22 protein-coding genes are annotated in these 22,892 nt (G+C 57.3%); 16 read left to right on the forward strand and 6 right to left on the reverse strand.

All coding sequences use genetic code 11. From position 1 onward, the window contains the following. The first annotated feature begins 31 nt into the window (after nt 1-31). A complete protein-coding gene (locus AC2Q8J_RS07080) occupies nt 32-1,063 on the forward strand; it encodes a DUF4382 domain-containing protein (protein ID WP_204995130.1) in 1,032 nt (343 codons plus the stop codon). 52 nt (nt 1,064-1,115) lie between these two features. On the opposite strand, the gene AC2Q8J_RS07085 is transcribed toward AC2Q8J_RS07080, so the two are convergent. From AC2Q8J_RS07085 to AC2Q8J_RS07095, 3 genes are all read right to left on the reverse strand, one after another. Next, a complete protein-coding gene (locus AC2Q8J_RS07085) occupies nt 1,116-1,676 on the reverse strand; it encodes a PhnA domain-containing protein (RefSeq protein WP_424145404.1) in 561 nt (186 codons plus the stop codon). A gap of 67 nt (nt 1,677-1,743) precedes the next feature. After that, the gene (locus AC2Q8J_RS07090; RefSeq protein ID WP_286836635.1) at nt 1,744-2,166 is read right to left on the reverse strand and encodes a bactofilin family protein; all 423 of its coding nucleotides are present in this window, start codon (nt 2,164-2,166) and stop codon (nt 1,744-1,746) included. Continuing rightward, nucleotides 2,070-3,020: a M23 family metallopeptidase gene (locus AC2Q8J_RS07095; RefSeq protein ID WP_204995127.1), complete on the reverse strand. Its 951-nt coding sequence runs from the start codon at nt 3,018-3,020 to the stop codon at nt 2,070-2,072. The genes AC2Q8J_RS07090 and AC2Q8J_RS07095 overlap by 97 nt, the downstream gene beginning before the upstream one ends. 212 nt (nt 3,021-3,232) lie before the next feature. Here AC2Q8J_RS07095 and AC2Q8J_RS07100 point away from each other — a divergent pair, with 212 nt between their 5' ends. Next, nucleotides 3,233-4,174, forward strand: coding sequence for a histone deacetylase family protein (locus tag AC2Q8J_RS07100; RefSeq protein ID WP_486452508.1), 942 nt, complete (start codon nt 3,233-3,235; stop codon nt 4,172-4,174). Between the two features lie 44 nt (nt 4,175-4,218). On the opposite strand, the gene AC2Q8J_RS07105 is transcribed toward AC2Q8J_RS07100, so the two are convergent. Continuing rightward, nucleotides 4,219-5,688 (reverse strand): hypothetical protein, encoded by a 1,470-nt coding sequence (locus AC2Q8J_RS07105; RefSeq protein WP_486452509.1) that lies wholly within the window; start codon nt 5,686-5,688, stop codon nt 4,219-4,221. A gap of 199 nt (nt 5,689-5,887) precedes the next feature. Next, on the reverse strand, nt 5,888-7,228 hold the full coding sequence (locus AC2Q8J_RS07110) for a hypothetical protein (RefSeq protein ID WP_486452510.1): 1,341 nt from the start codon (nt 7,226-7,228) through the stop codon (nt 5,888-5,890). Between the two features lie 320 nt (nt 7,229-7,548). Between AC2Q8J_RS07110 and AC2Q8J_RS07115 the strand changes: the two genes are divergently transcribed. The 7 genes from AC2Q8J_RS07115 to AC2Q8J_RS07145 are packed head-to-tail and all read left to right on the forward strand — an operon-like array spanning nt 7,549 to nt 13,850. Continuing rightward, nucleotides 7,549-8,004 carry an acyl-CoA thioesterase gene (locus tag AC2Q8J_RS07115; protein ID WP_286836643.1) on the forward strand — a complete coding sequence of 152 codons (456 nt, stop codon included), beginning with the start codon at nt 7,549-7,551 and terminating at the stop codon, nt 8,002-8,004. Nucleotides 8,005-8,064: 60 nt separating this feature from the next. Next, nucleotides 8,065-8,445, forward strand: a complete 381-nt coding sequence (locus AC2Q8J_RS07120; protein WP_486452511.1) for a PH domain-containing protein — start codon at nt 8,065-8,067, stop codon at nt 8,443-8,445. Next, entirely contained in the window at nt 8,442-8,741 is a 300-nt protein-coding gene (locus AC2Q8J_RS07125; RefSeq protein WP_286694359.1) for a hypothetical protein, read from the forward strand. Before AC2Q8J_RS07120 ends, AC2Q8J_RS07125 begins: the two co-directional genes overlap by 4 nt. Next, entirely contained in the window at nt 8,741-9,073 is a 333-nt protein-coding gene (locus AC2Q8J_RS07130; protein ID WP_286694358.1) for a DUF3301 domain-containing protein, read from the forward strand. Before AC2Q8J_RS07125 ends, AC2Q8J_RS07130 begins: the two co-directional genes overlap by 1 nt. Before the next feature lie 2 nt (nt 9,074-9,075). Next, entirely contained in the window at nt 9,076-10,863 is a 1,788-nt protein-coding gene (locus AC2Q8J_RS07135; protein ID WP_486452512.1) for an ABCB family ABC transporter ATP-binding protein/permease, read from the forward strand. Nucleotides 10,864-10,916: 53 nt separating this feature from the next. After that, nucleotides 10,917-12,353 (forward strand): wax ester/triacylglycerol synthase family O-acyltransferase, encoded by a 1,437-nt coding sequence (locus tag AC2Q8J_RS07140; RefSeq protein WP_374972246.1) that lies wholly within the window; start codon nt 10,917-10,919, stop codon nt 12,351-12,353. Nucleotides 12,354-12,380: 27 nt separating this feature from the next. Continuing rightward, nucleotides 12,381-13,850, forward strand: coding sequence for an AAA family ATPase (locus tag AC2Q8J_RS07145; protein ID WP_486452513.1), 1,470 nt, complete (start codon nt 12,381-12,383; stop codon nt 13,848-13,850). A gap of 8 nt (nt 13,851-13,858) precedes the next feature. On the opposite strand, the gene AC2Q8J_RS07150 is transcribed toward AC2Q8J_RS07145, so the two are convergent. Continuing rightward, complete coding sequence (locus AC2Q8J_RS07150) at nt 13,859-14,782, reverse strand: glycosyltransferase family A protein (protein ID WP_486452514.1); 924 nt, start codon at nt 14,780-14,782, stop codon at nt 13,859-13,861. 91 nt (nt 14,783-14,873) lie between these two features. On the opposite strand from AC2Q8J_RS07150, the gene AC2Q8J_RS07155 reads away from it, so the two are divergent. From AC2Q8J_RS07155 to AC2Q8J_RS07185, 7 genes are all read left to right on the forward strand, one after another. Then, nucleotides 14,874-15,755 carry a putative RNA methyltransferase gene (locus tag AC2Q8J_RS07155; protein ID WP_424142722.1) on the forward strand — a complete coding sequence of 294 codons (882 nt, stop codon included), beginning with the start codon at nt 14,874-14,876 and terminating at the stop codon, nt 15,753-15,755. A gap of 119 nt (nt 15,756-15,874) precedes the next feature. Next, nucleotides 15,875-16,831, forward strand: a complete 957-nt coding sequence (locus AC2Q8J_RS07160) for an AAA family ATPase (RefSeq protein WP_286694353.1) — start codon at nt 15,875-15,877, stop codon at nt 16,829-16,831. A 36-nt stretch (nt 16,832-16,867) separates the two neighbouring features. Beyond that, a complete protein-coding gene (locus AC2Q8J_RS07165) occupies nt 16,868-17,785 on the forward strand; it encodes a DUF58 domain-containing protein (RefSeq protein WP_286694352.1) in 918 nt (305 codons plus the stop codon). Continuing rightward, nucleotides 17,782-18,264 carry a DUF4381 domain-containing protein gene (locus AC2Q8J_RS07170; protein WP_424145188.1) on the forward strand — a complete coding sequence of 161 codons (483 nt, stop codon included), beginning with the start codon at nt 17,782-17,784 and terminating at the stop codon, nt 18,262-18,264. The genes AC2Q8J_RS07165 and AC2Q8J_RS07170 overlap by 4 nt, the downstream gene beginning before the upstream one ends. Further along, nucleotides 18,258-19,262 carry a VWA domain-containing protein gene (locus tag AC2Q8J_RS07175; protein ID WP_486452515.1) on the forward strand — a complete coding sequence of 335 codons (1,005 nt, stop codon included), beginning with the start codon at nt 18,258-18,260 and terminating at the stop codon, nt 19,260-19,262. The genes AC2Q8J_RS07170 and AC2Q8J_RS07175 overlap by 7 nt, the downstream gene beginning before the upstream one ends. Beyond that, on the forward strand, nt 19,259-21,220 hold the full coding sequence (locus AC2Q8J_RS07180; protein WP_486452516.1) for a vWA domain-containing protein: 1,962 nt from the start codon (nt 19,259-19,261) through the stop codon (nt 21,218-21,220). The genes AC2Q8J_RS07175 and AC2Q8J_RS07180 overlap by 4 nt, the downstream gene beginning before the upstream one ends. Continuing rightward, nucleotides 21,207-22,889 (forward strand): BatD family protein, encoded by a 1,683-nt coding sequence (locus AC2Q8J_RS07185; protein ID WP_486452517.1) that lies wholly within the window; start codon nt 21,207-21,209, stop codon nt 22,887-22,889. The genes AC2Q8J_RS07180 and AC2Q8J_RS07185 overlap by 14 nt, the downstream gene beginning before the upstream one ends. The last annotated feature ends 3 nt before the right edge of the window (nt 22,890-22,892 follow it).

Below are 22,892 nucleotides of genomic sequence, written 5' to 3' on the forward strand. Positions count from 1 at the left end.
CAATAAAACCTACGCAATGCTGGAGAGAGCAATGATGACCCAACAAGATAAAGCCCCTTTTTATAAACCTCTGGCAATCGCCATTACCAGCGCCATTCTGTTGAGCGCCTGCGGTGGAGGCTCTAGCGGTTCTGGCGGCTCAAGCACCACGACATTCTCTGTGACCGATGCCCCGGTCGATGATGTCGAGGCAGTAAAAGTCACGTTCACACGCATTGACCTGAAAGCCGCGTCTGGCTCCGAAAATGATGTCTCCATCACCTTCGATGAGCCCGTTACCATTGAAAACCTGCTCGACCTTACCGGTAACGCTTCAACACCTATCCTCTCAGAGGCAAGCATCCCTCCCGGCGACTACAACCAACTGCGTATTTTTGTTGATGGCGGCTTCCCGAACTCAACCGTCACCCCAGAGGGCGGCAATGAAACCGACCTGTATATTCCGGGCCAACAAAATGGCAACCCCAACGGCAACCCACAGTTTCTGCGACTTGTGTCAGGTTTCACGATCGCCGCGGGAAGCAAGTCAGATTTCACTATCGACTTTGTCTTACGCAAGGGCCTGACCAAACCGGCAAACCAAGACTACTATCTGCTACGGCCTGCATTACGACTGGTAAATAACCTCGAAGTGGGCAGCATCAGCGGCTCTGTCAGCTCGACCGTGGTCAATCACCCCGAATGCCTTTTAAACGAGGGCAATGGTGCGGTTTATCTCTACGATGAGGACCTGACAACGGGTGATGCTATGCCGGAGGACTACTTCGATAGCGAATTGGCAACCGGGGTGCGACCTATTGCCAGTGCCGAAGTGGGGCAGAACGAAAGCGGCGAATTTACCTTCACCATCGGCTTTGTCGAAGCACGCGAAGCGGCTTACAGCGTCGCCTACACCTGCGAACCCGCAAATGACGAGCCAGGTACTGATGACGATATAGATTTCACGGAAGTGCAATCGACCACCGTCACTGCTGGTGAAGAAAGCACGGTTAGCTTCACCGTGGAGCCCGAAGTCGCCGTTGAAGAGCAACCTTCTCAGGAAGCAGAATCAAACCCTGTTTAGCGCCGCAACCAACCCCGTGCTCTTGGCTTCTAACCCGGAGCACGGGCGAGACTCAGCTGGACTTCTTAACAAACTTACTAATAATCACAATGCGCGTGCCATTGACACGCCCTTCAATATGCTCGGGGTTATCGCTAAGGGAGATATTGCGAACGGCAGTGCCGCGTTTGGCGGTGAAACTGGTGCCTTTGACGTTAAGGTCTTTGATCAGGGTAACGCTATCGCCGGCCTGAAGTACCGCACCGTTGGCGTCAACAGTTGCCACCTGGTCGCTATCGGCCAGCCCTGCGTCCGCCCATTTCTGCAGGGGCTCATCAAGAAACACCATATCCAGCAGGTCTTGCGCCCAGGGCTCGCTACTCAGGCGATGTAACATTCGATAGGAAAGCACCTGAACAGCGGGCTCAGTGCTCCATACACTTTGATTCAGGCAGTGCCAGCGCGCCGCTTGCAGGGCATCGTCACCGGCAATCTGCGCAAGGCATTCACCACAAAGCACCACCGACGCTGGCTGCTCTGAACCGCTAACCTCATACGCGCTGAGCCCGTCACTACTGCCACACAGCTCGCACTGTCCCTGGCTGCGCTGCATTAACGCCTGATCGATTGCCATGATTGCCTCCAAGCAAAAGCCGCGCATTATAAACGATCTGCAACCGCTGCGGTGAAGGCGCTGACAATCAGCCAGCCGCACGGTCGCTACTGTCTGCCTCGGCACTGGCGTCGACGGGTGTCAGTACTGGCGTGTCGTGTTTTTTAACATGGCTTGCGCCAATAAACTGACCTCCCGACTCAATGGCCAGCTCGCGCACCCGGATATCGCCATTCACCTGCCCTGATGCCACAATTTCGATGTAGTCGGCATCAACCTTGCCATCGAGCCTGCCGCTCACCAGCACGCGTTTGGCTTTAATGTCGCCCTTAAAATGCCCGCTCACACCGATGGTCACATCAGCCTGCGAGGTGATATTGCCGTCTACCGACCCATCTAAGTGAAAGCTGTCTTTTAACTCGAAGTCCCCGACGAAATGGGTCCCCGCAGCGATAATCGTCGTTCGGGTAGGGCTATCTGATCTCTTACTGTTTTTGCTAATGAGTCCCACTTTATCCTCTCCTCGCGCGTGAAAAGCCCGTCATAATTTTCCAGCGACCACTCCATAAAACTTCTCGGAGCGAGACGCCGATGCAAGTGGCGAACTTCGTAGTGCAAATGGGGAGCGCTGGACAAGCCTGTATTCCCGCTGTAACCAATCAGCTCTCCCTGCTTTACATAGTCGCCAACAGCCACTGTCGACTTACTTAAATGCCCGTATACCGTAGTAAAGCCAAAGTTATGACTCAACTTCACCATCTTCCCGAAACCGCCATCGTTGTACCCTGCCCACTCCACAACACCATTGGCCGTGGCATACACCGGGGTACCAATGCGGGCGCGCAGATCGGCCCCGCCATGCAATTTCATTTTTCCCAACACCGGGTGCTTTCTCATACCGTAGAAGCTCGTGACTTTGGCCTCTTCCAGGGGGTAGCCACTGGGAATGGCGGTGAGCATATAGCGCTTTTCCTGCGCTGTTTGGCTTGCGGTATCCAAGCGAAATTCAATCTCCGCATCCGGATTAGGAGACAGGCCCATCATCGCCTCAATGCTGCCTAATTCCTCGCCCATCATAGACAGGGCTGCCACTTTTTCTTCAACGGAATTTTGCAGTCGTTGCTGCTCTTGCAGTAAAGCCGTATTCTCTGCGCGAATTTCGGATTGCTGGACATGAAGGCGAGAAAGCTCCTGGTCCATTGCATCGAGCTTATTGCTGAGTACGTAAATAGCCAGCACACCGCCGGCAAATAACAGTCCAAGCACAGCAACAAAGCCCGTGGCAAAGTGCTTAATAAATTGTGGTACGCGATAATGCCGCGTTCGCTCAAAACTCGTAACGGTTATTTGGTAGTGATCCCGCATAGCCAACCTGTCATCGCTGCACCGATTTAGAGCGCAATTAGTAGGGACGCCCCGGAGTGTGCACCCGCTCAAAACGGTGAGCGAGATGCGCAAAATGAGGCAATACTACACAAAGACTGACCGACGGGACAATCTTCGCGACCACCGCCCGACAGATCGACAGCCGTTGCGGTGCGCTTTCGCCCAACAGCAACGCACGATATGTGCCAATAATGACAGAACGATTACTCTCACCTATGAAGCAACTGCCATTGGTCACCAACCCTGTCTACAGCTATTCCTTTGATCAAAAGCACCGCTTTCCGATGGAAAAATTTGGCCTGCTAAATCAGTATTTAGCCGCTCAACATATTCTCTCTGCAAGCAACGTCTATCGGCCGGGAAAAGCCCGACCCGAGCTGTTGCAACTCGCTCACTGCGGTGACTACATCAAGCGCTTCACCAACAATACCCTGGACAAACAGGCCTCGCGGCGCCTGGGACTGCCCTGGAGCGAGGGCTTGGTTACGCGCAGCTGGATCTCGCCGAATGGCAGCTTCTTGACCGCGCAGTTGGCCCTGCGCCACGGCATCGCCTGCCACCTTGCCGGCGGCACTCACCACGCCCATCGCGACTTCGGCTCTGGCTTTTGTGTATTCAACGACTTGGCTGTCGCCGCTAAAGCCCTGCTTGCTCAGGGCCGGGTGAAGCGCTTGCTGATCTTTGATTGCGACGTTCATCAGGGCGATGGCACGGCCACCATTCTCGCCGACGAGCCCGCCGCCTTTACCTGCTCCGTACACGGTGCGAAAAATTTTCCCGCGCGCAAGGCCTGCAGCGACCTGGATGTTGAGGTGGCCAGCAACTGTGAGGACGATCAATACCTGAGCATCGTCAGCGACACCCTGGAAACGGCATTGGCCAGCGCCCGCCCGGAGCTGGTGATTTACGATGCTGGCGTGGATATCTATGCCGGCGACCCATTGGGCCTGCTAAAGGTCAGTGAAAACGGCATTCGCCAGCGCGACCGCATGGTCATCGAGCGCTGTCGCTCAGCGGGCATCCCGGTGGCAACGGTCATTGGCGGTGGCTACGACGATGATCGCCAAGCACTGGCCAGACGACACGCCATCGTTGTTGAAGAAGCCCAGCGCCGCTTTTTGCAAGAGCAATAAAAAGGGCGGCTAACAAGCCGCCCTGCAGGGGGTCGCCGAAACGCTTAGGGGATCAAACCACCCAGTAGACCTTTCAGGGTATCTGTCAGCAGTGCCAGCGGGTCTGCCCCCGGCTGCTGGGAGACTGCCGACTGAAGCTGATCCACTGCCGAACAGAGTACTGCTAGCGGCGTCCCCTCTAGCGGGCACCCGCCACCACTTAACGCCGACGCAATGGGATCCAGCAGCAAGTCCAGGGGCGTGCCAGTCAACCCACCATCACTACCGCCGCCCTGCAACGCCGCAGCCAGTGACTCGAGTGGAGCAAGCAGAGCATCGAGAGGCGTACCCGTGGGGCCAGCGCCAGAACCGCCGCCATTCACACTGTCGCTCAGCACCTCACCCAATGGGGTCAAAATGGTATTCACGCCAGCGAATAACTGTGCTGCGGCACCACCAAACAACTGATCAAAGGTGGGTGCCAGCACAACCGCCAAACCACCGAGAAGCTGCGAACTTAACGCCTCGACACCGCTATTGATCTGGTCGGACACAACACCCTGCTGCCCGGCCTGCTCTTCGATAAACGTGACTGGAACAATGCCGGTCAGTACATTTTTTAGCAGGTGCTCAACGGTCTGCGACACGCGAAATGCCGTCAATACGCCGTTGCCACTGTCCAGAGCCACCACGGTATTATCAAGGTCGGCGAAGGTCACACGCAGGGTTGTCAGTGCGCCACCCAAGACCGGCGCCGACATCACCTCGGCCGGCAAATTGCTCAAACCTTCTTCGAATGCATCGCTTAACTGGCCGGTGAGTACGGTCAGTGCGGTCAGGTCGAGATCGCCATCAGCGCTGCCACCACCACCGGCATTCAGCAGCGGTGCAAGGGCTTCACCCAAGGGCGCCAGGGGTGTTCCGGCAAGTGGGTTGTCACCGCCGGGGCTAGCGCTACCGTCGCAATCGCCCTGCCCTGCAAGCGACATTAACAACCCCGGCAAATCAGCCAGTAGCTCGTTACTCGCCAGCTGCACATTCTCCGCCGCTGCCGCAAAGGCTTGCTGCGGATCCGCCGCCGATTCGGGGTTTACGGCGGCGAGCACCGCATCCAGAATATCGACAGTATCTTGCGCGACGACTTGATCCAGACAACTGATGCTGGCTTCTAACGGCGTGCCTTCAGCTGCCGACGCCAAGCCACCAAACACCTGCTCAGACAGGGGCTGCTGAATCACATCCAGCGGTCCTTCTACTCCCTGATAACGGCTTGTCTCGTCTCCGCCATCATTTGAGCCGCCGTTGTCGGAACCCGACCCGGACCCGCCGCCATCAGAACCACCATCATTGCCACCATCATTGCCGCCATCGTTACCGCCATCACCGGAGCCGCCGTCATCGGCGCCATTACCGCCATCGGGAATACTGCTGGGGTTATTACTGCTACTGCTGCTCGAGCCTCCGCAGGCACTAAGTGCCAAACTGACACTGAATGCCAGTATGAAGGCGCGATTTAATGAGGATAATTTCAACATAGGCTTTACTCCCTTAAGTCGCCACTCGGTACAGAAAGGCTCTGCACCCGGCGCCGATCATCGTTTTCCCTTCCCGACGCCACACTGTATTCAACCAATACGGCACTGTTTTCGATGTACGGAAAAACCGAGTTATTCATAGTCGCGGGCAAAAAAAAGGCGACCTGTTGGCCGCCTTTTCACCACTGACGCGAAGCGCTTAGCCCAGACCACCCAACAAGGGGCCCAGAATGGTGTCGAGCAAATCTGTCAACAGATCCAGTGGGTTGCCGCCACCACCAAGACCGGATAACAGGCCATCAACCACGGTGCAAAGCGGGTTCAGAGGCGTTTCTGCCAAGGGGCAAGAACCACCGCCGCCCAATGCTGAAGCCAGCGGGTCGAGCAACAGGTCAAGCGGTGTGCCAGTCAGGCCGTCGCCACTACCGCCACCAGTCAGGGCAGCAAATACACCTTCCAGGGGTGCCAGCAAGGCATCGAGAGGTGTGCCAGTTGGGCCAGCGCCAGAGCCGCCTGAAGCCAGACCGCCAGTAATTGCCTCACCAATCGGTGTCAGCAGCATGTTCAAACCGCTAAACAGTGGGTCCAGAGCGCCACCGAACAGTGCACCGAATGTAGGGTCCAGCACCGCGCCAAGACCGTTGTCCAACTGCGCCGTTACCTGACCGATACCATCTTTAATCTGGCTGCTAACCGCTCCCGGTTGACCAGCTTGCTCTTCGATGAACTCGACAGGAACAACTTGAGTCAGCAGGTTACTGAGCAAGTTATCCAGCGTCGTCGCGATAGCGCCAGCCGTCTCGTCGCCAGAGGCATCGTCGAGGGCACCGATAGTCGTGTCCAAATCGTTAAAGGTCGTTTGCAGGGTGGTCAGCAGACCGCCAAGAACTGGCGCGTCGGCCACTTCTGCGGGCAGATTGGCCAAGCCTTCATTAAACGCTGAAGACAGTTGATCAGTCAGTGCTTGCAGTGCCGTCAGATCAAGATTTTCACCATTGCCAAAACCGCTACCGCCTGCTGCAGTTAACAGCGGAGCCAGCGCGTCACCCAGCGCAGCTAAGGGAGTACCCGCCAGCGGGTTGCTGCCCATCGGTGCGCCACTCGGGCCAGTACAGTCGCCTTGTCCTGCCAGAGAAGTCAGTAATGCAGGAAGGTCAGCCAACAACTCGTTCACAGCCAACTGAATATTCGTTGCAGCATCGGTAAACGCTTGTTGAGGATCATTAATAGAGTCGGGGTTAACTGCTCCCAAAATACTATCAAGTACATCGACAGTGTCTTGTACTACTACTTGGTCGACGCACTGCACAGCCCCTTCCAAAGGAGTGCCTTCGGCTGCAGAGGCAATTTGCCCCAGCACTTGCTCAGACAACGGCTCTTGAACCATGTCTAATGGGCCTTCTACACCTTGGTAGGTCGCTTGCTCGCTCGAGCCGCCTGAGCTCGAACCGCCACCACCGCCGCCACCGCAAGCGGTAAGAAGCACCGCAGCGCTTAGGCCGAGCAGGCCAGCGCGATTAAATTTATTAAGTTTGAACATGTTCTGTAACTCCGTAAAAACAGGTATCGAGGTGCCTGCCAACAATAGGGGGAGAGCTGTGCATTCACACCGCCATGCCAACGCCGAAGCGCCTCATCCACTGATGGGGCATGTGTGTACATTGAACCAGCAGTGGGAAATAGGCGAAGTAAGGGAAAACCGAAGTAGACGCGGAAAACCCCGCGCTTTTTGAGACCTGCATCACAAAAAAACGAGTTAACTAAGCTGCCACTCTGCTCACTGTGACACAAACCCACAGTTCACACGCTTCCCTTCTTCGCGGCAGTCGCCATAATACCGTTTTGGCAAAGGGAAAGGCTATGACAATTGTAAACTCCGATTGGGACCTGCCCGCCCCGTTTACCCAAAGCCTGAGTGTCGGCCGCGACGATATTGACGGCTTGGGCCATGTGAACAACGGTGTGTACGTGAGCTGGTGCCAGCGGGTTGGCTGGCAACATTCCGTTGAGCTGGGGCTAAATCTGGACGACTACCATCAACTCGATGCCGCAATGGTTATTCGGCATGCGGAGTATGACTATGTCGCTGCAGCTTTTTTAGATGAAGAGTGCGAAATGGCCACGTGGTTAACGGCTAGCGACCAGCGCCTTACGATGGAGCGACGCTTTCAATTAAAACGCTCTCGCGACGGCGTTACCCTTCTTCGGGCGCGCTGGCAGCTGGTATGCATTCGGCTGAGCAACGGCAAGCCGCGCCGCATGCCGCCGGTATTTAACCAGCGCTACGGACCAGCGGTTATCGCCACAGAAACGTAATTCACAGCCTCCAGATAGCGTGTAGAATGTAGCAACCCTGTAGAATAAAGAGAGATACAAGTGAGCCAACAATACGCAGAACACCCCGCCATGTTTCGCAACAAGCCATTCGGCTTCATTCTCGCGCTGCTGTTGGTGCCGGTTGGGATTGGCATTTTGATCCTGCTGTATTGGTACCTTAAGTGCAAAGCCACTCGCCTTGAAATTAATGGCAACGAGATCGTGCTTGAGCAGGGACTGCTGAATAAAGACCGCACCGAGCTCAACACGTCGAGTATTCGCACCGTAAAAATCAGTCAGTCTCTAATGAACCGTATGTTCGGCGTTGGCACCCTGAGCATCTTTACGGCGGGTGACAAGGCCGAGGTACAGGCTAGCGGCATGCCCCGCCCCGAGGTATTCAGGGAACTGGTAAAAGCCAGCCAAGTTGACGAGCAATGAGCACAGACCGCCAGCAAGTCTTAAAAATTGGCGGCCTGCTGCTTGGGCTGCTGCTCCTGCTGGGCGCTGCGACAGCTATGATGCTGCCATTGGTTGCCGGCTTCATTGACCAGCACTTCACCCCCGGCCTCGACTTGCGCAATGCCGCCGTCATCGCTTTTTTTGTCACGGTGGCCACCTTAGTCGTGTTCGCCTTTGCGGCAGGGGATGGCCTGCTCGGTGAGCTGCAGTTCATGCTTGGCGGCTTTGTGAGCTTCTTCCTGATATTTTGGCTATTCATTGCCTGGATATTTTAGTGTTGCAACTCAGCGACTTGGTCGCCCTTATTCTTCTTTGCATAGTGCTCTACCACCTCTGGGCATCGGTCGGGGTACGAGAGCACTGCCTGATCGCTGTTAAGCGACACTTGGCCGCACATCAGCTGCAGTTACTCGATGAAAATATTGCGCTCCGCGCACTGTGGTGGAAGCGCAATCGCAGGGGGCAGATTCATGTGTGGCGCCGCTATCATTTCGAGTTCAGCGCTCAAGGTGACGAGCGCTATCAGGGCCGCATTATTACTCTGGGCAAGCATATTGAAAATATTGAGCTGCAGGCACACCGGCTTCCCGACGAGAGACTTCACTAGCTATGCACGGGCACACTCCCTATTCTGAAGACCAACGGGTAAGCGCCCGTACCCTGCTAGAGCTGGTACCCTACCTCCGCCCCCATATGCCGCGCATCGGCCTGGCACTGCTGTGCCTCATCGCGGCAAAGCTGGCCAGTGTCGGCCTGCCCTTTGCCTTAAAACATATCGTCGACTACCTGGACACCAGCGGGCTGAACGCACTGACACTTGCACCGATCGGCCTGCTGCTGGCCTACGGCGGTCTGCGCTTTGCCAACGTATTATTCGGCGAGCTACGCGATACTCTGTTTGGCCGCGTTACTGAGCGTGCGATGCGGCGCATTGGTCTGTCGGTATTCAAGCACCTGCACCAACTGGACCTGGATTTTCACCTAAACCGCCGCACTGGCGGCCTGTCTCGCGATATCGAACGCGGCACCAATGGCATCAGCTTTTTACTGCGCTTTATGGTGTTTAACATCGTGCCGACATTTATTGAGATCGGCATGGTATTGGTACTACTGGGCTGGCAATACAGCGTGTATTACGCCCTGATCGTACTCCTTGCCGTGGTGAGCTATGTCGGGTTTTCCGTGGTGGCAACAGAGTGGCGCACCGGCTTTATACGCCGCGCCAATGTTGCCGAATCGCGCAGCAGCAGTCGCGCTGTCGACAGCCTGCTCAACTTCGAAACCGTGAAATACTTTGGCAATGAAGACTACGAAGCCCAGTGCTACGACAACGAGCTGGCGCAGTGGGAGCGAGCGAGACGTCAGAACCGTCTCAGCCTGTTTGCCCTGAACGCCGGCCAGGCCTTTATCATTGCAACCGCGATGACATCGGCAATGCTGCTGGCCGCCAAAGACACCCTGTCGGGCAGCATGACCATCGGCGATTTTGTGTTGATCAACGCCTTTATGATGCAGATTTTCATGCCGCTGAATTTTCTTGGCTTTGTCTACCGGGAAATGAAAGGCTCAATGGCGAATATTGAAGCGATGTTCGCCCTGCTGCGCCAACGTGCCAGCGTTACCGATAAGGCCGGCGCGCCCTCGCTATCGGTTCGTGATGCAGAACTGGAGTTCAGCCAGGTTTGCTTTGCTTACGACCGCGACCGGCAGATTCTCCGCGATATTAGTTTCCGCCTACCGCCGCGCAAAAAAGTCGCCATCGTCGGCAGCAGCGGCGCGGGCAAGTCCACCTTACTGAAACTGTTATTTCGTTTTTACGATGTCGACAGCGGGCAAATTTTGATCGATGGCCAGAACATCGCCACCATCAGCCAACAGTCGCTGCGCAGTGTTCTCGGCATCGTCCCTCAGGATACCGTGCTATTCAATCAGAGCATCCGCGACAATATTCGCTACGGCCGGGTCGATGCCAGCGATGAGGACATCGACGAAGCCATTCGCCTTGCCCACTTGCAAGACTTTATTCAAAGCCTACCCGCTGGTGCCGACACGCTGGTGGGCGAGCGCGGCTTAAAATTATCAGGCGGCGAGAAACAGCGCGTGGCAATTGCCCGGGCACTACTCAAGGGCGCGCCGATTATTGTCTTTGATGAGGCTACGTCATCACTGGACAGTAATTCAGAGCAAGCCATTCTTGCCGCCATGCGAGACATTGCCAGACAACACAGTATGCTTGTGATCGCGCACCGGCTATCGACCATTGTCGATGCCGATACCATTGTGGTGCTGCACGAAGGCCGTATTGTTGAGCAGGGTAATCATCAACAATTGCTTGCAGCCGAGGGCCACTATGCTCAACTATGGTCACTACAACAACGCCAGCGGCAAGGCGACTAAGGGCCGAGAAAAGGCTCGAGACACAACAATAAAATTCAGCAGGGGGTAGCACTATGCACCAGCTTTCCGGCCAAGATGCCATGTTCATCCATACCGAGGCAGCGGGCATACCGCAGCATATCAGTAGCCTCGGCATTTACGACCAATCCAGCGCCGACGGCGGTTTGGTTCGCTTCAAACAGATTATTGAGTTAATCAGCGCCCGGGCGCCGCTGTCGCCGATCTTCACCCGCCAACTGCAGCGCGTGCCCTGGGGCCTGGACCAGCCGTGGTGGGAAGAAGTCGAAGACCCCGATGTCGAACGCCATATCCACCACATGGCGCTACCCAAGCCGGGTGACTGGCGGCAGCTGTGTATTCTCGCTGCCCGCATCCACTCGCGCCCGCTCGATATGGAAAAGCCGCTGTGGGAAATGTACGTCATCGAGGGTCTGGACAACGTCCCCGGACTCCCGGAGAACTGCTTCGCAGTGCTGCTAAAAGTTCATCATGCCGCTATGGACGGCGCCACGGGGGCGCGCCTGTTGCCATTGCTGCATGACCTCAGCCCAACCGTTGAAGATATCCCGGTGCCGGACACTGAGCATGAATCCATACTTACTCGAAGCGACATACTGAAGAAGGCCGCGGCAAATAATCTGCGCAAACCCCTTAAGACCGCCAAACTGGTGGGCAATTTGGTGCCCGCCTGGCAGCGTATCCGCCGCGGTAGAAAAGAGAATGACTTCCGAAGCCTCGACGACAAACAGCGCACACGCTTTCAGGGAAAACTGTCCCCCCACCGCGTGGTCGACTCTGTGAATTTTGACTTCGCCGAGCTCCGCAGCATCAAACAGCACTGCGAGGGTGCCACGATTAATGATGTGATGCTATGCATCGTGTCGGGCGCGCTGCGTCACTACCTCAGCGCCAAGGGGGAATTGCCGGAAAAAACCCTGGTTGGCGGCTGCCCCATTGATGTGCGCAGCGCCGCCGAGCAAAACAGCGGCGGAAATATGGTCGGCTTTATGACCGTGTCACTGTGCAGCACCATCGCCGACCCTATGGAGCGCCTCACCCACATTCAGCAAGCCTCGCTGGAGTCCAAAGCCTATGCCAACGCGCTGGGGCCTCGTGTTGCGGTGGATGTCACCGATGTATTACATGGCGGAGTTCTGCAGCTCGCGCTGCGCGCCGCCTCAAGTACAGGCCTGTCCGAGGCAGCGGTAATCTTTAACACCGTGATAACCAACGTTCCCGGCCCGCGCGAGCAGCTGTATTTCTGCGGCGCCCGCTTAGTTAATGGCATGAACTTTGGACCGCTGTTGCCCAACGTCGGCCTGTTCCACATTGTCTATTCCAGCGTGCAAAACAAGCGCGGCATCATCGCCCTGTCGTTTACCGCCTGTCGCGATATGATGCCCGACCCCGACTTTTACCGAGAGTGCATCCAGCGCGCTTACGACGAGCTGCGCGAAAGCGCATTAGCCAGTACCGCAGAGCCGGCATAAGTTACCGCGAGTACGCATTAAAGCACTATGAATAATAGCCACGACCTGCGACTCATCATCGAGTCGCGCATCCCGATTATTGTTATCGAAACCTGGGAGGAGCGCCGAGCACTGACCCTGCTAAGCAAACTCGGCGTTCAACTCGCGAAACCGCTCTATGCCTGGTCAGCGAGCGACGGTTTGCGGCGTGCCGACCTCGTGGACTCACCATCGCTGCCGCAAACAACGTCGCCAGAGGCTGCGCTCAAACATATTCGCGCCGCCAATTCACCGGGGCTATACGCCTTGTGTGACTTCCACCCGTATTTGGTCAATGAGCCGCTGAATGTGCGCTTGATTAAAGACATTGCCATGCAAGCAGAGGCGGCAAAGCAGTGTCTTATTTTTATCAGTCATGCATTGCAGATTCCCGCTGAATTCAAGCGCATGACGGCGCGCTTCACGCTGTCGATGCCCGAAGACCACAAACTGCTCGCCGCGATTCACCGCGAAGCCCAGCAATTTGCCAAGGACAAGGGGCGCAAGGTCCGCACCGACCGCCGCGCCCTGGACAAGCTGGTCAGCAATCTTCGGGGGCTGCCACTGCAAGACGCGCGAAAACTGGCGCGCGGCGCCATCTATCAGGACGGCGCCATCACCGAGTCAGATATTCAGGCCGTCAACAAAGCCAAGTTTCAACTCCTAGATATGGACGGTGTTCTAAGCTTTGAATACGACACAGAGAGTTTTGCCCATGTCGGTGGCCTGCTGAAACTGCGCGACTGGTTGCAAAAGCGTGAGGCCGCGTTTCTGCAAAGCCAGACGGATGCACCCAAGGGTATTATGCTGGTTGGCGTTCAGGGCGGTGGCAAGAGCCTGGCCGCCAAGGCCGTCGCCGGTATGTGGGGCCTGCCCTTGCTGCGCATGGATATGGGAGCGCTGTTTAACAAGTATTTTGGCGAGTCGGAGCGCAATGTCCGCGAGGCGCTTGCACTTGCCGAAACCATGTCACCCTGTGTGCTGTGGATAGATGAAATTGAAAAAGGCATTGTCGCCGATAGCAATGATGGCGGCACCGCCAAACGGGTGTTGGGCACCCTGTTAACGTGGATGGCAGAGCGCCAGCAAGCTGTTTTTGTCGTTGCAACCGCCAACGCCATCCAACACCTGCCGCCCGAATTGATCCGCAAAGGGCGCCTGGATGAAATATTCTTCGTCGACTTGCCCAAACCGGTAATACGCGAAGACATCTTCGCCGTTCACCTGGAAAAACGCGGCTACTCAGCCGACAGTTTTTCCTTGGAGGTACTGGCTGAGGAAAGCGCAGGGTTTACCGGCGCCGAGATCGAACAGGCTATTGTTGCCGCGGGCTACACCGCAAACGCCCGCGACGAAGCGCTAAGCACCGCCCATATCGTCGGTGAACTGGGTAACACCGTGCCGCTGTCCATTACAATGAGTGAGCGTATTGACGCCCTTCGCCAATGGTGCAAGGAACGCGCGGTACCCGCCGATTAGCCCCGGCGCTACATGCCGGGCTCGCGCGCCGCTACCTCACGCAGCACAGGCAGCAAGCCGTAGGCTTCAAACACGGCTTTGATCTGCTCATCATTGCCGGTGCGCTTGCTCTTGTTGCGCCGCTTTAACGACACCTCCTGGCTGCCTGCAATCACTGGAAAACGCTGCATCCACACCCCACGCCCTTCCAACATGGTGCACACGGTACCCGCTTTCAGGCTCATGGCTTTCAACCATACGTCGTCGGCATTGGGAGCCAGACGGGAAAAGGCCTCAACGTCGTCAATGCTGTCGTCAAAACAACCGGGGAAATACAGCACACCACCCACGCCAGTGGGGAAAATCATTAGCGAGCTGTCGCGGTCATCATTGCGCCGCCACCATTGCTTATAGGGCAGCAGCTCGCCCTTTTCGTCTAAGCGGATACGGTGGCCGCGCGTACAGTGAATCTCATTGGGCGCTTGTAAGTGAGCGCGATAGAGCTGGTCGACCATGTCCTGTGGGTAAAGAATATCGTCGTCAACCGTGAGTAATAACGCCTCGGGGTATTTCTGCAGGGCGTAGAAGAACTTGGTATAGGGGCCGAGATCTTTCTCAACAAACTCGATGTCCAGCCCGCGCGCGCATTGACGCTTCAGAATTGCCGGAATGTCGGCATCGCTGAACTCCTCGGCAGACAGCCACAACACGATACGATCCGGTTTATGAGACTGCTGAAGCAGACTCTCTATCGTTAAATACACATCGTGAATGCGCTTGCTGAAACTGGTTAGCGAAACAACGATGGGGCGCGGCGTATTTTCCGCCACACCCCGTTCTGTGCGATGCAAGGCATCGGCCTCAAAGCGCTGGGTCAAGGCCTCAACTCGGCGGTCAATCGCCTCGGCCAATGCGCGTTTTTGGCGCTTTTCCTGGCGGAGTTTTTTCAACATTGTGTAATGATTCCCGTAATCTCTGTCAGAGCGATGGCGTCGCCCAGCCGTGTCACTGTATGCTGCGCACTGTATCAAACCGTGAACAACTATGCCCTTACTTGCTCTACAACACCTCTGCTGCCCCATTGATGGCGAGGCCATGCAGCGCAGCGATCAACAGTGGCGCTGCCCGCGCGGTCACAGCTTTGATATTGCCCGCCAAGGTTACATCAACTTGCTGCCGGTACAGCACAAAAAATCCAAGGACCCCGGCGACAGCAAAGCCATGGTCAATGCGCGCAAGCAATTTTTGGATCGCGGTATATACCGGCCCATTGCCGATGCCATCACTCAGTTATTGCTCGACGAATTTGGTGAGGCAGCGTCATGCAGCGTCCTGGACGCCGGCTGCGGCGATGGCTACTACCTCAACACGCTCGCACAAGCGCTGGCCGACCGGGGCGGCAACGTCACGGCAACCGGCCTGGATATTTCAAAGTGGGCGCTGCGTTGCTGCCTGCAGCGCAACCGCTCACTAAACGGCATTGTTGCCAGTAATCGCAGCGTGCCGCTGCCCTCCGCCAGCCAGGACATAGTTCTCTGCGCCTTCGGTTTTCCGGTGTACAACGAATTTTCACGGCTACTGCGCGACGGCGGCTACTATCTTCAGGTGGACAGCGGCCCCGACCACTTACTGGAATTGCGGGAAAAGCTGTACGCCGAATTGCGGCGCAGCGAGCCACCGAGCCTGGACAAGGCAGAACAACTTATCGGCCCCTTGCATAGGCGAGTGCGCGTCCACCAACAAACCCGCGCACTGTCACGCAGCGAGCTTGACGAGCTGCTAAGCATGACACCCCACAACTACCGCGCCACCCACGAGGCTCGGCAAGCGCTGTTAAGCAGTGCACCGATGTCACTAACCCTGGATGTAGAGCTGCGGTTATTGCGCTGCCATGGCGCTGTTGGGGAAGATCAGGGGAATGAATAGTGCCGCTCGCGGTCTATTGATCGCAGCGCACTGCTAAACCTCGCCCCAGCAGCGCTTGAAAATGGCACAAATGCCCCCACCATCGGGCACATAAGAATATTGTCACAGGTAGACCTTAAATGACCGAACACCAACACATCAGCCAGCTCCACGACTGGTTGAACAGCCAGATTATCGGCCAGCAGCAACTCACCCAACGCCTGCTTATTGCCCTGTTGGCAGACGGCCACCTGCTGGTTGAAGGCGCCCCCGGCCTGGCGAAAACCAAGGCGATCAAAACCCTCTCCGATGCCATTGAGGGCAGCTTCCAGCGTATTCAGTTCACCCCGGACCTGCTACCTGGCGATGTCACCGGTAGCGAAATCTATCGCCCCGAAACCGGCGTGTTTGAGTTCCAGCGCGGCCCCATATTCCACAATCTGTTGCTGGCCGACGAGATCAACCGGGCCCCGGCTAAAGTGCAGTCCGCACTGCTGGAAGCCATGGCGGAAAGGCAGGTCAGCGTCGGCAGCCACAGCTACGCCCTGGACTCCTTGTTCTTGGTAATGGCAACCCAAAACCCGCTTGAGCAAGAGGGTACCTACCCACTGCCAGAGGCTCAGCTCGACCGCTTCCTGATGCATGTCAATGTCGACTACCCCAGTGCAGAAGCCGAGCTGGCCATTCTGCGCAGCGTACGCAACGAGGCACAGGGCGAGCAAAGCGCTGCCCCGCAAATCAGTCAGCAGGCGATATTTTCGGCAAGGCAGCAGGCTTTGGATATTCATATGGCCGACGCCGTGGAGCAGTACATCGTGCAACTGGTCGTCGCGACGCGCAATGCCGGCCAGTGGGATCAACAGCTCGACCAGTGGCTCGATGTCGGCGCCAGCCCGCGAGCAACCATCGCTCTGGACCGCTGCTCGCGTGCCCATGCCTGGCTGGCCGGCCGAGACTACGTTAGCCCGGATGATGTCCAAGCTGTTGCCCACGACGTGCTCCGCCACCGTTTAATTATCAGCTTCGCCGCTGAGGCCGAGGGCGTTGCCCGCGACCAATTGATAGACCGACTGATTCATTGCGTACCCGTTGCCTAAACCGCTATGGCCAAAGCGACGTCTTCAACAGAATCGATGAACTACGTAGTTCGCGGCGCGAGTGTTAACCGCGCTGCGCTGATAGCCGCCAGACTGACCGCGCGGCAACTTCGCCTGCGCCAACAACGGCGCCACGTCGCCCGACAAACCGGCAATCACCCGGCGCCCTTCAAAGGTCGCGGCTTAAGCTTCCAACAACTTCGCGCTTACCAGGGCGGCGACGAGATTCGCCACATCGACTGGCGGGTAACCGCGCGCACCACCAAGCCGCACACCCGCGTGTTTGAAGAAGAGCGCGAGCGGCCGATTGTTATTTGCCTGGACCAGCGTCGGCCGATGGCCTTTGGCAGCCGCCATTGCTTTAAGTCAGTCATGGCCTGCCACGCCGCGGCGCTGCTGGCATGGAATGGTCTGGACAGCAATGACCGAGTCGGCGGCCTTATTTTTTCCGACGACCGCCACAACGAGTTCCGGCCTAAGCGCAGCAGCCGAGCAGTACTGCATTTGTTAAACAGTGCCTGCGAGTACAGCGAGCGGCTACTCCAAGCACCCGCAGAGGATAAACAACAAGCCCTGTCCTCAGCGCTGGAGGAGCTTCGGCGCATCACCAGGCCGGGCTCATCAGTGTTTATCTTGAGCGATTTTCACGACTACGATGACGAGGCCCACAAGCAATTGCTGCTGCTGTCACGTCACAACGACATTGTCGCGCTGGGCATCAACGACCCGCTCGAGCTGCGCTTGCCGCTGCAAGGTGCGCTGCCCCTCAGCGATGGCCAGCAGCGTTCGGTCATTAATATCGACCAGCGGCTACAACAGCACTACCGCGATCACATCGCACAGGCCCAGCAAACGCTTCAACAACAACTTCGTCAGCTGGGCGTTGTTTTCTTACCACTGCATACCGATGACGACCTACTGGACATCCTCAGCAGGGAGATCCGGCTAACATGACGCCAAGGCCCACTGACCCATTGGCCCGACTCGCCGACATCCACCTACCGCCACCGCCAGCTGATTTTCCCTGGGCCTGGGGCTGGTTTGCCCTGCTCGGACTGCTGTTGTTGGTCGCCCTCACCGGTGCGCTGTATTGGCGCCGCCGCTACAACCGCAACGCCTATCGCCGCGCCGCGCTGGCGGAACTCGAAAGGCTCACGCAGCAAAGCGATGACAGCCTTTACGCCGCGAGCGCCAATCAATTGCTGCGCCGAGTCGCTTTACAGCTTGATGGCCAACGCGCCGCTACTGCACGAGGCGACGCCTGGTGCGAGCTGTTAAATAGTTACTGCAAGCACCCTGTGTTTACTACCCAGCAGTTTGCCGAACTGGAGACCGCCGCTTATCAGGCAACGTCGCAGCTGACTGATCGCGACGGGCTGCATAGGTCAGTAAGCACATGGCTGCGCACGCACAGGAGAGCGAAGGGATGCTGAGTTTACAGTGGCCATGGCTGTTGTTGCTGCTGCCCCTGCCACTCATCGTTAGGGCACTGAGCAAACCCGCAAGCGAGCAGGCCGTGCGAAGCGCCCTGCGGGTGCCGTTTTACCACCAACTGATGCAGCTTCGCGACCGCGAAAGCCTCAGCATAAAAAACACCAAAAGCCCGCTTGTCATTGCACATTGGCTGCTCTGGCTCAGCCTGCTTGCCGCCGCCAGTGGTCCACAGTGGGTGGGTGAGCCTCAGGCGCTTCCCAGCACCGGCAGGGATCTAATGCTGGCAGTCGACATCTCAGGGTCGATGGCTCAGCAAGATATGAAAGTTCAAGGCAGCGCCCTGCCTCGCATTACTGTCGTAAAGGCAGTCGTCAACGAATTTGTCCGCCAGCGCCGAGGCGACAAGCTCGGACTCATCCTATTCGGCTCGCGCGCCTACATTCAATCCCCGCTCTCCTTCGACTTGGCGACTCTCGGCCAGCTAATGGATGAAGCCGAGGTTGGCTTCGCTGGCAAACAAACCGCCATCGGCGATGCCATTGGCTTTGCCATCAAGCGACTGCGCAAACGCCCTGAAAATAGCCGCGTGGTAATTTTATTAACCGATGGTGCCGACACCGCCAGCACCCTACCGCCCTTAGAGGCGGCTGCCGTAGCCCAGCGTGAGAATATCCGCATTTACACCATTGGTGTCGGGGCAACAGAAATGGAAGTACCAGGGCTTTTTGGCAGTCGGCTAGGGGCGCGAAAAATTAACCCCTCTGCCGACCTGGATGAAAAAACACTGCGCGAAATCGCCCACCAAACCGGCGGAGAATATTACCGCGCGCGCAATACAGAAGAACTGCAAGCGGCCTACAATGCCATTGCCGCGTTAGAGCCAATTGAGCAGGAACAGCAACAGATTCGGCCGCGACGCTCCCTCCTTCACTGGCCATTGACCGCAGCGCTAATCGCCGCGCTGGCGATTGCGCTGGCGCAAAGGAGATCGCAATGATAACGCTACACTGGTTGCGTCCCGAGTGGGTGTGGAGCGCACTGCCAATACTGCTGTGCTTATGGCTGCACCTTCGCCAGCAGCGCTCGGCGCAGCAGTGGCAACAATTTATCGACCCTGGCTTATTGCCCCACCTCCTTGAGCAACCGCGAGGCCGCTATTCTCGGCGCCTGTGGCCAGTTTTCTTGGCGGGATTATTGTGCTGGCTGGCACTGATGGGACCGAGCTGGCAACGCCTGCCAAGTCCCGTATTGGAAGACCGAGGCGGCTTGGCGATTGTGCTGGACCTGTCCCCCTCCATGCTTGCCGAAGACCTACAACCGTCGCGCCTGCAGCGGGCTAAATATGCCATACGCGATCTGCTGGCACTGCGCGCCGACGGCCAAACAGGCTTGGTGGCCAGTGCGGGCGACGCCTTTGTGGTAGCGCCGCTCACCGATGATGGCAACACCCTCAATACGCTGCTGCCCGCCCTCCATCCAGCTATGATGCCTGTGCAAGGCAGCAACCCCCTTAGCGGACTCGTCCAGGCGCAGCAGCTACTCGACAATGCGGGTAGCCCCAGCGGCCACATTCTTCTTATCGGCGATGGCTTTTCTGCACAGCAGCTAAAGGGACTGGAGGGCTTTGTCGACCAGTCCTCTTACCCGGTTTCAATTATCGGTGTGGGCAGTGAACAGGGCGCGCCTATCCCCCTGCCGGAAGGGGGCTTTTTAAAGGACTCACAAGGCAACACCATTGTCGCCAGTATGCCAGAGGCCTTGATGCAGGCCCTGGCCCGCAAAGCCGGGGGCCAGTACATTAACTTACGCGCGCCCCGGAGCGATTCCGCCCTGCGCAAACTGGCCGCTGGCAGCCAACAATTTGAAGAGAGTACACAGCAGCAAACCTTCGAGCAGTGGCAAGACGGCGGCCAGTGGTTAGCCCTGCTCCTGCTGCCCTTTGCCCTGCTGGCCTTCCGGCGCGGTGCCATGCTGATTGTATTCCTCGCGATACTCACCCAGCCCGAGCACAGCTATGCGCTGGACTGGCAGCACCCGTGGAAAACCGCCGATCAACAAGCAATGCAGCGCTTTCAGGATGCGCCCGCAGAAGCCGCAGACATGTTCCGCGATCCAATGTGGCGCGGCAGCGCCCACTATCGCGCCGGCAACTATGCCGCGGCGGCGGATGCTTTCGCAGAGCGAGACTCCGCTGACGCTCACTATAACCGTGGCAACGCACTGGCCAAGGCGGGAAAACTGGACGAGGCCTTGAAGGCCTACGATCAAGCGTTGCACCGCCAGCCCGACATGGCCGATGCCAAAGCCAACAAGGCATTAGTAGAGCAATTAACAAAACAACAGCAGCAAGGCGGCGACCAAGGATCTGAAAACCAGGGTTCTAAAAACGAGGGTTCTGAAAACCAGGGCTCTGAAAACAAAGGTTCTGAAAATCAGGCCTCTGAAAACCAGAGCTCTCAAAATCACGACGCTGAAAACCAAGAACAAGGCGGCGACCCGCAAAGTAACAACGCCGCGGCTGACAACAATGCCACCAGCGCAGGCGGAAATAGCAAAGGCGAAAACCCGCAACAGTCATCGGGGGAACAGCAAGCCGCCCCATCAGAGGATCCAGGCACCGACGACTCCGACGCCGCACCTGCTTCAGAAAACACGGCGAACCAGAAGGCTCTCGCCGAGCAGCACGCGCAACAGCGCGGTGAGAATGACGATGCGCGAAACGACGCCGTCGCCCGGCAAAGCGACAGCACTACGCCCCCAGAAAATGCCGAAGCAGCGTCTGCTGCTGGCGCCGTTCAGGCGCCGCTGTCAGAGGAAGAACAAGCGCAAGAACAGTGGCTGAGAAATATTCCTGACAGCTCGGATACGCTGCTTCGCAACAAATTCCAATACCAATATGATCAGCGCCGCCGCCAAGGCGAGCTGCCGGAGGCCGAAAACTATGCCCCGTATTAAGTATCTAGCGACCTTGTGGCTGAGCTTTTTTGCGCTTTGCTGTAGCGGCCTCGCGCAGGCCGAAACCACAGTACGTGCCTCGGTCGACCGCAATCAAGTCGCCCTGGAGGAAACCCTCAACCTCACCTTGTCGGCCGACAGCATTTTATTCAGCGGTGAGCCCGATGTAAGCGAGCTGAGCAATGATTTCCATATTCTGAACCGACAGCAGAGCAGCCGTACCAATATCGTCAACGGCAAAATCAGCAGCAGCCGTCAGTGGGACTACACGCTGGCCCCGAAGCGCGAAGGCGACCTGACCATACCCGCCATCACCATGGGCAACAAACAAACCAAGGCGATAAGCATCCGCGTCACGCCGTCAAACAGCGCGCGACGCCAGAATACTGACAATCGCCAAGTGTGGTTAGAAGCGGATATCACGCCGCGTCGCGGCTATGTTCAGCAAATGCTGGAATACAGCGTCAAGCTATACAGCTCGGTGAATTTTCTCGACGCCACCCTGGATCCCCTGGAAGTCGACAATGCCCTGGTCGAATCACTCGGGGAGAGTCGTTACCGCCAACGCATTGATGGCCGCAGCTTTCAGGTTATTGAACGCCGCTACGCCGTTTTCCCTCAGCGCAGTGGCACATTGGAGATACCTGCGTTGACGCTGCAAGCGCGCGTGGAAAGCTACCGCCCTTCACTGTTAGACCCAGGCCGTTTACTGGTACGTCGCAGTCCGCCCATGGAGATTGATATTCAATCCCCCCCCGCAGACTTCGACGGCGCGCTATGGCTGCCCGCAGGCAACGTAGAGATATTTGAAGAGTGGAGCAGCGACCCCGAGCAACTGCAGGTGGGCGAGTCGATTACCCGTCGCGTGGATATTCGCGCCGAGGGGCTGATGGCAGCGCAGCTACCTGCACTGCCTCGCTACGACCTGGCAGGGGCCAAGCTCTACCCTGACCAGCCAGTGCTGCAAAATAACAAAGATGAACAAATACTGGTTGGCCTGCGCAGCGAATCCACAGCGATGATCGCCAACGAAGCCGGGCGCTACACCCTGCCCGAAATAAAGCTTGCCTGGTGGAACACGCGCACTAACCGCGCCGAGCTTGCGGTATTACCCGCCCGGGAGTTAGTTGTAAGCCCCGCACCGGGCGCGTCCGGCGATGAGGCTATCGAAACCGCAGCGTCGCAAGCTGCGCCCTCGGCAACCCCGCTCAGCGGCCCAGCAATTTCCACAGACACTCCACTGGCGCCCTACCAGATAATTATTGCCCTATTAATTTGCACCAACCTTCTCTGCCTGTGGGCGCTGCTACGCCGTCGTGATCGCACAGAGCCTCCTCTCCGGGATGTTGAGAAGAAGAATGACCAACACGAAAAGGCGGCTTACCAAAGGCTGAAAAAGGCCTGCAAACAGCGCGATGCCCGCGCCGCGAGAGCGGCGTTACAAGACTGGGCCTCTCACCAGCAAGACGGCTATCGCAGTTTAGCGGAGCTCGTCGCCCACGAACCCGCCTTTGCCACTCACGTTGACAATATCAACGCCGAACTTTATCGCGCCGCCGAGCCCTGTGTGGATTACGCCGCGTTGCTACAGACCGCAGCGGCCTACAGAAAGCAGCAGGCCGAGAGTCCCGCCAAACCGGCCCTCGCGCCACTGTACAAGAGCCTATGAGCA

This window comes from Spongiibacter sp. C9W (assembly GCF_057370015.1).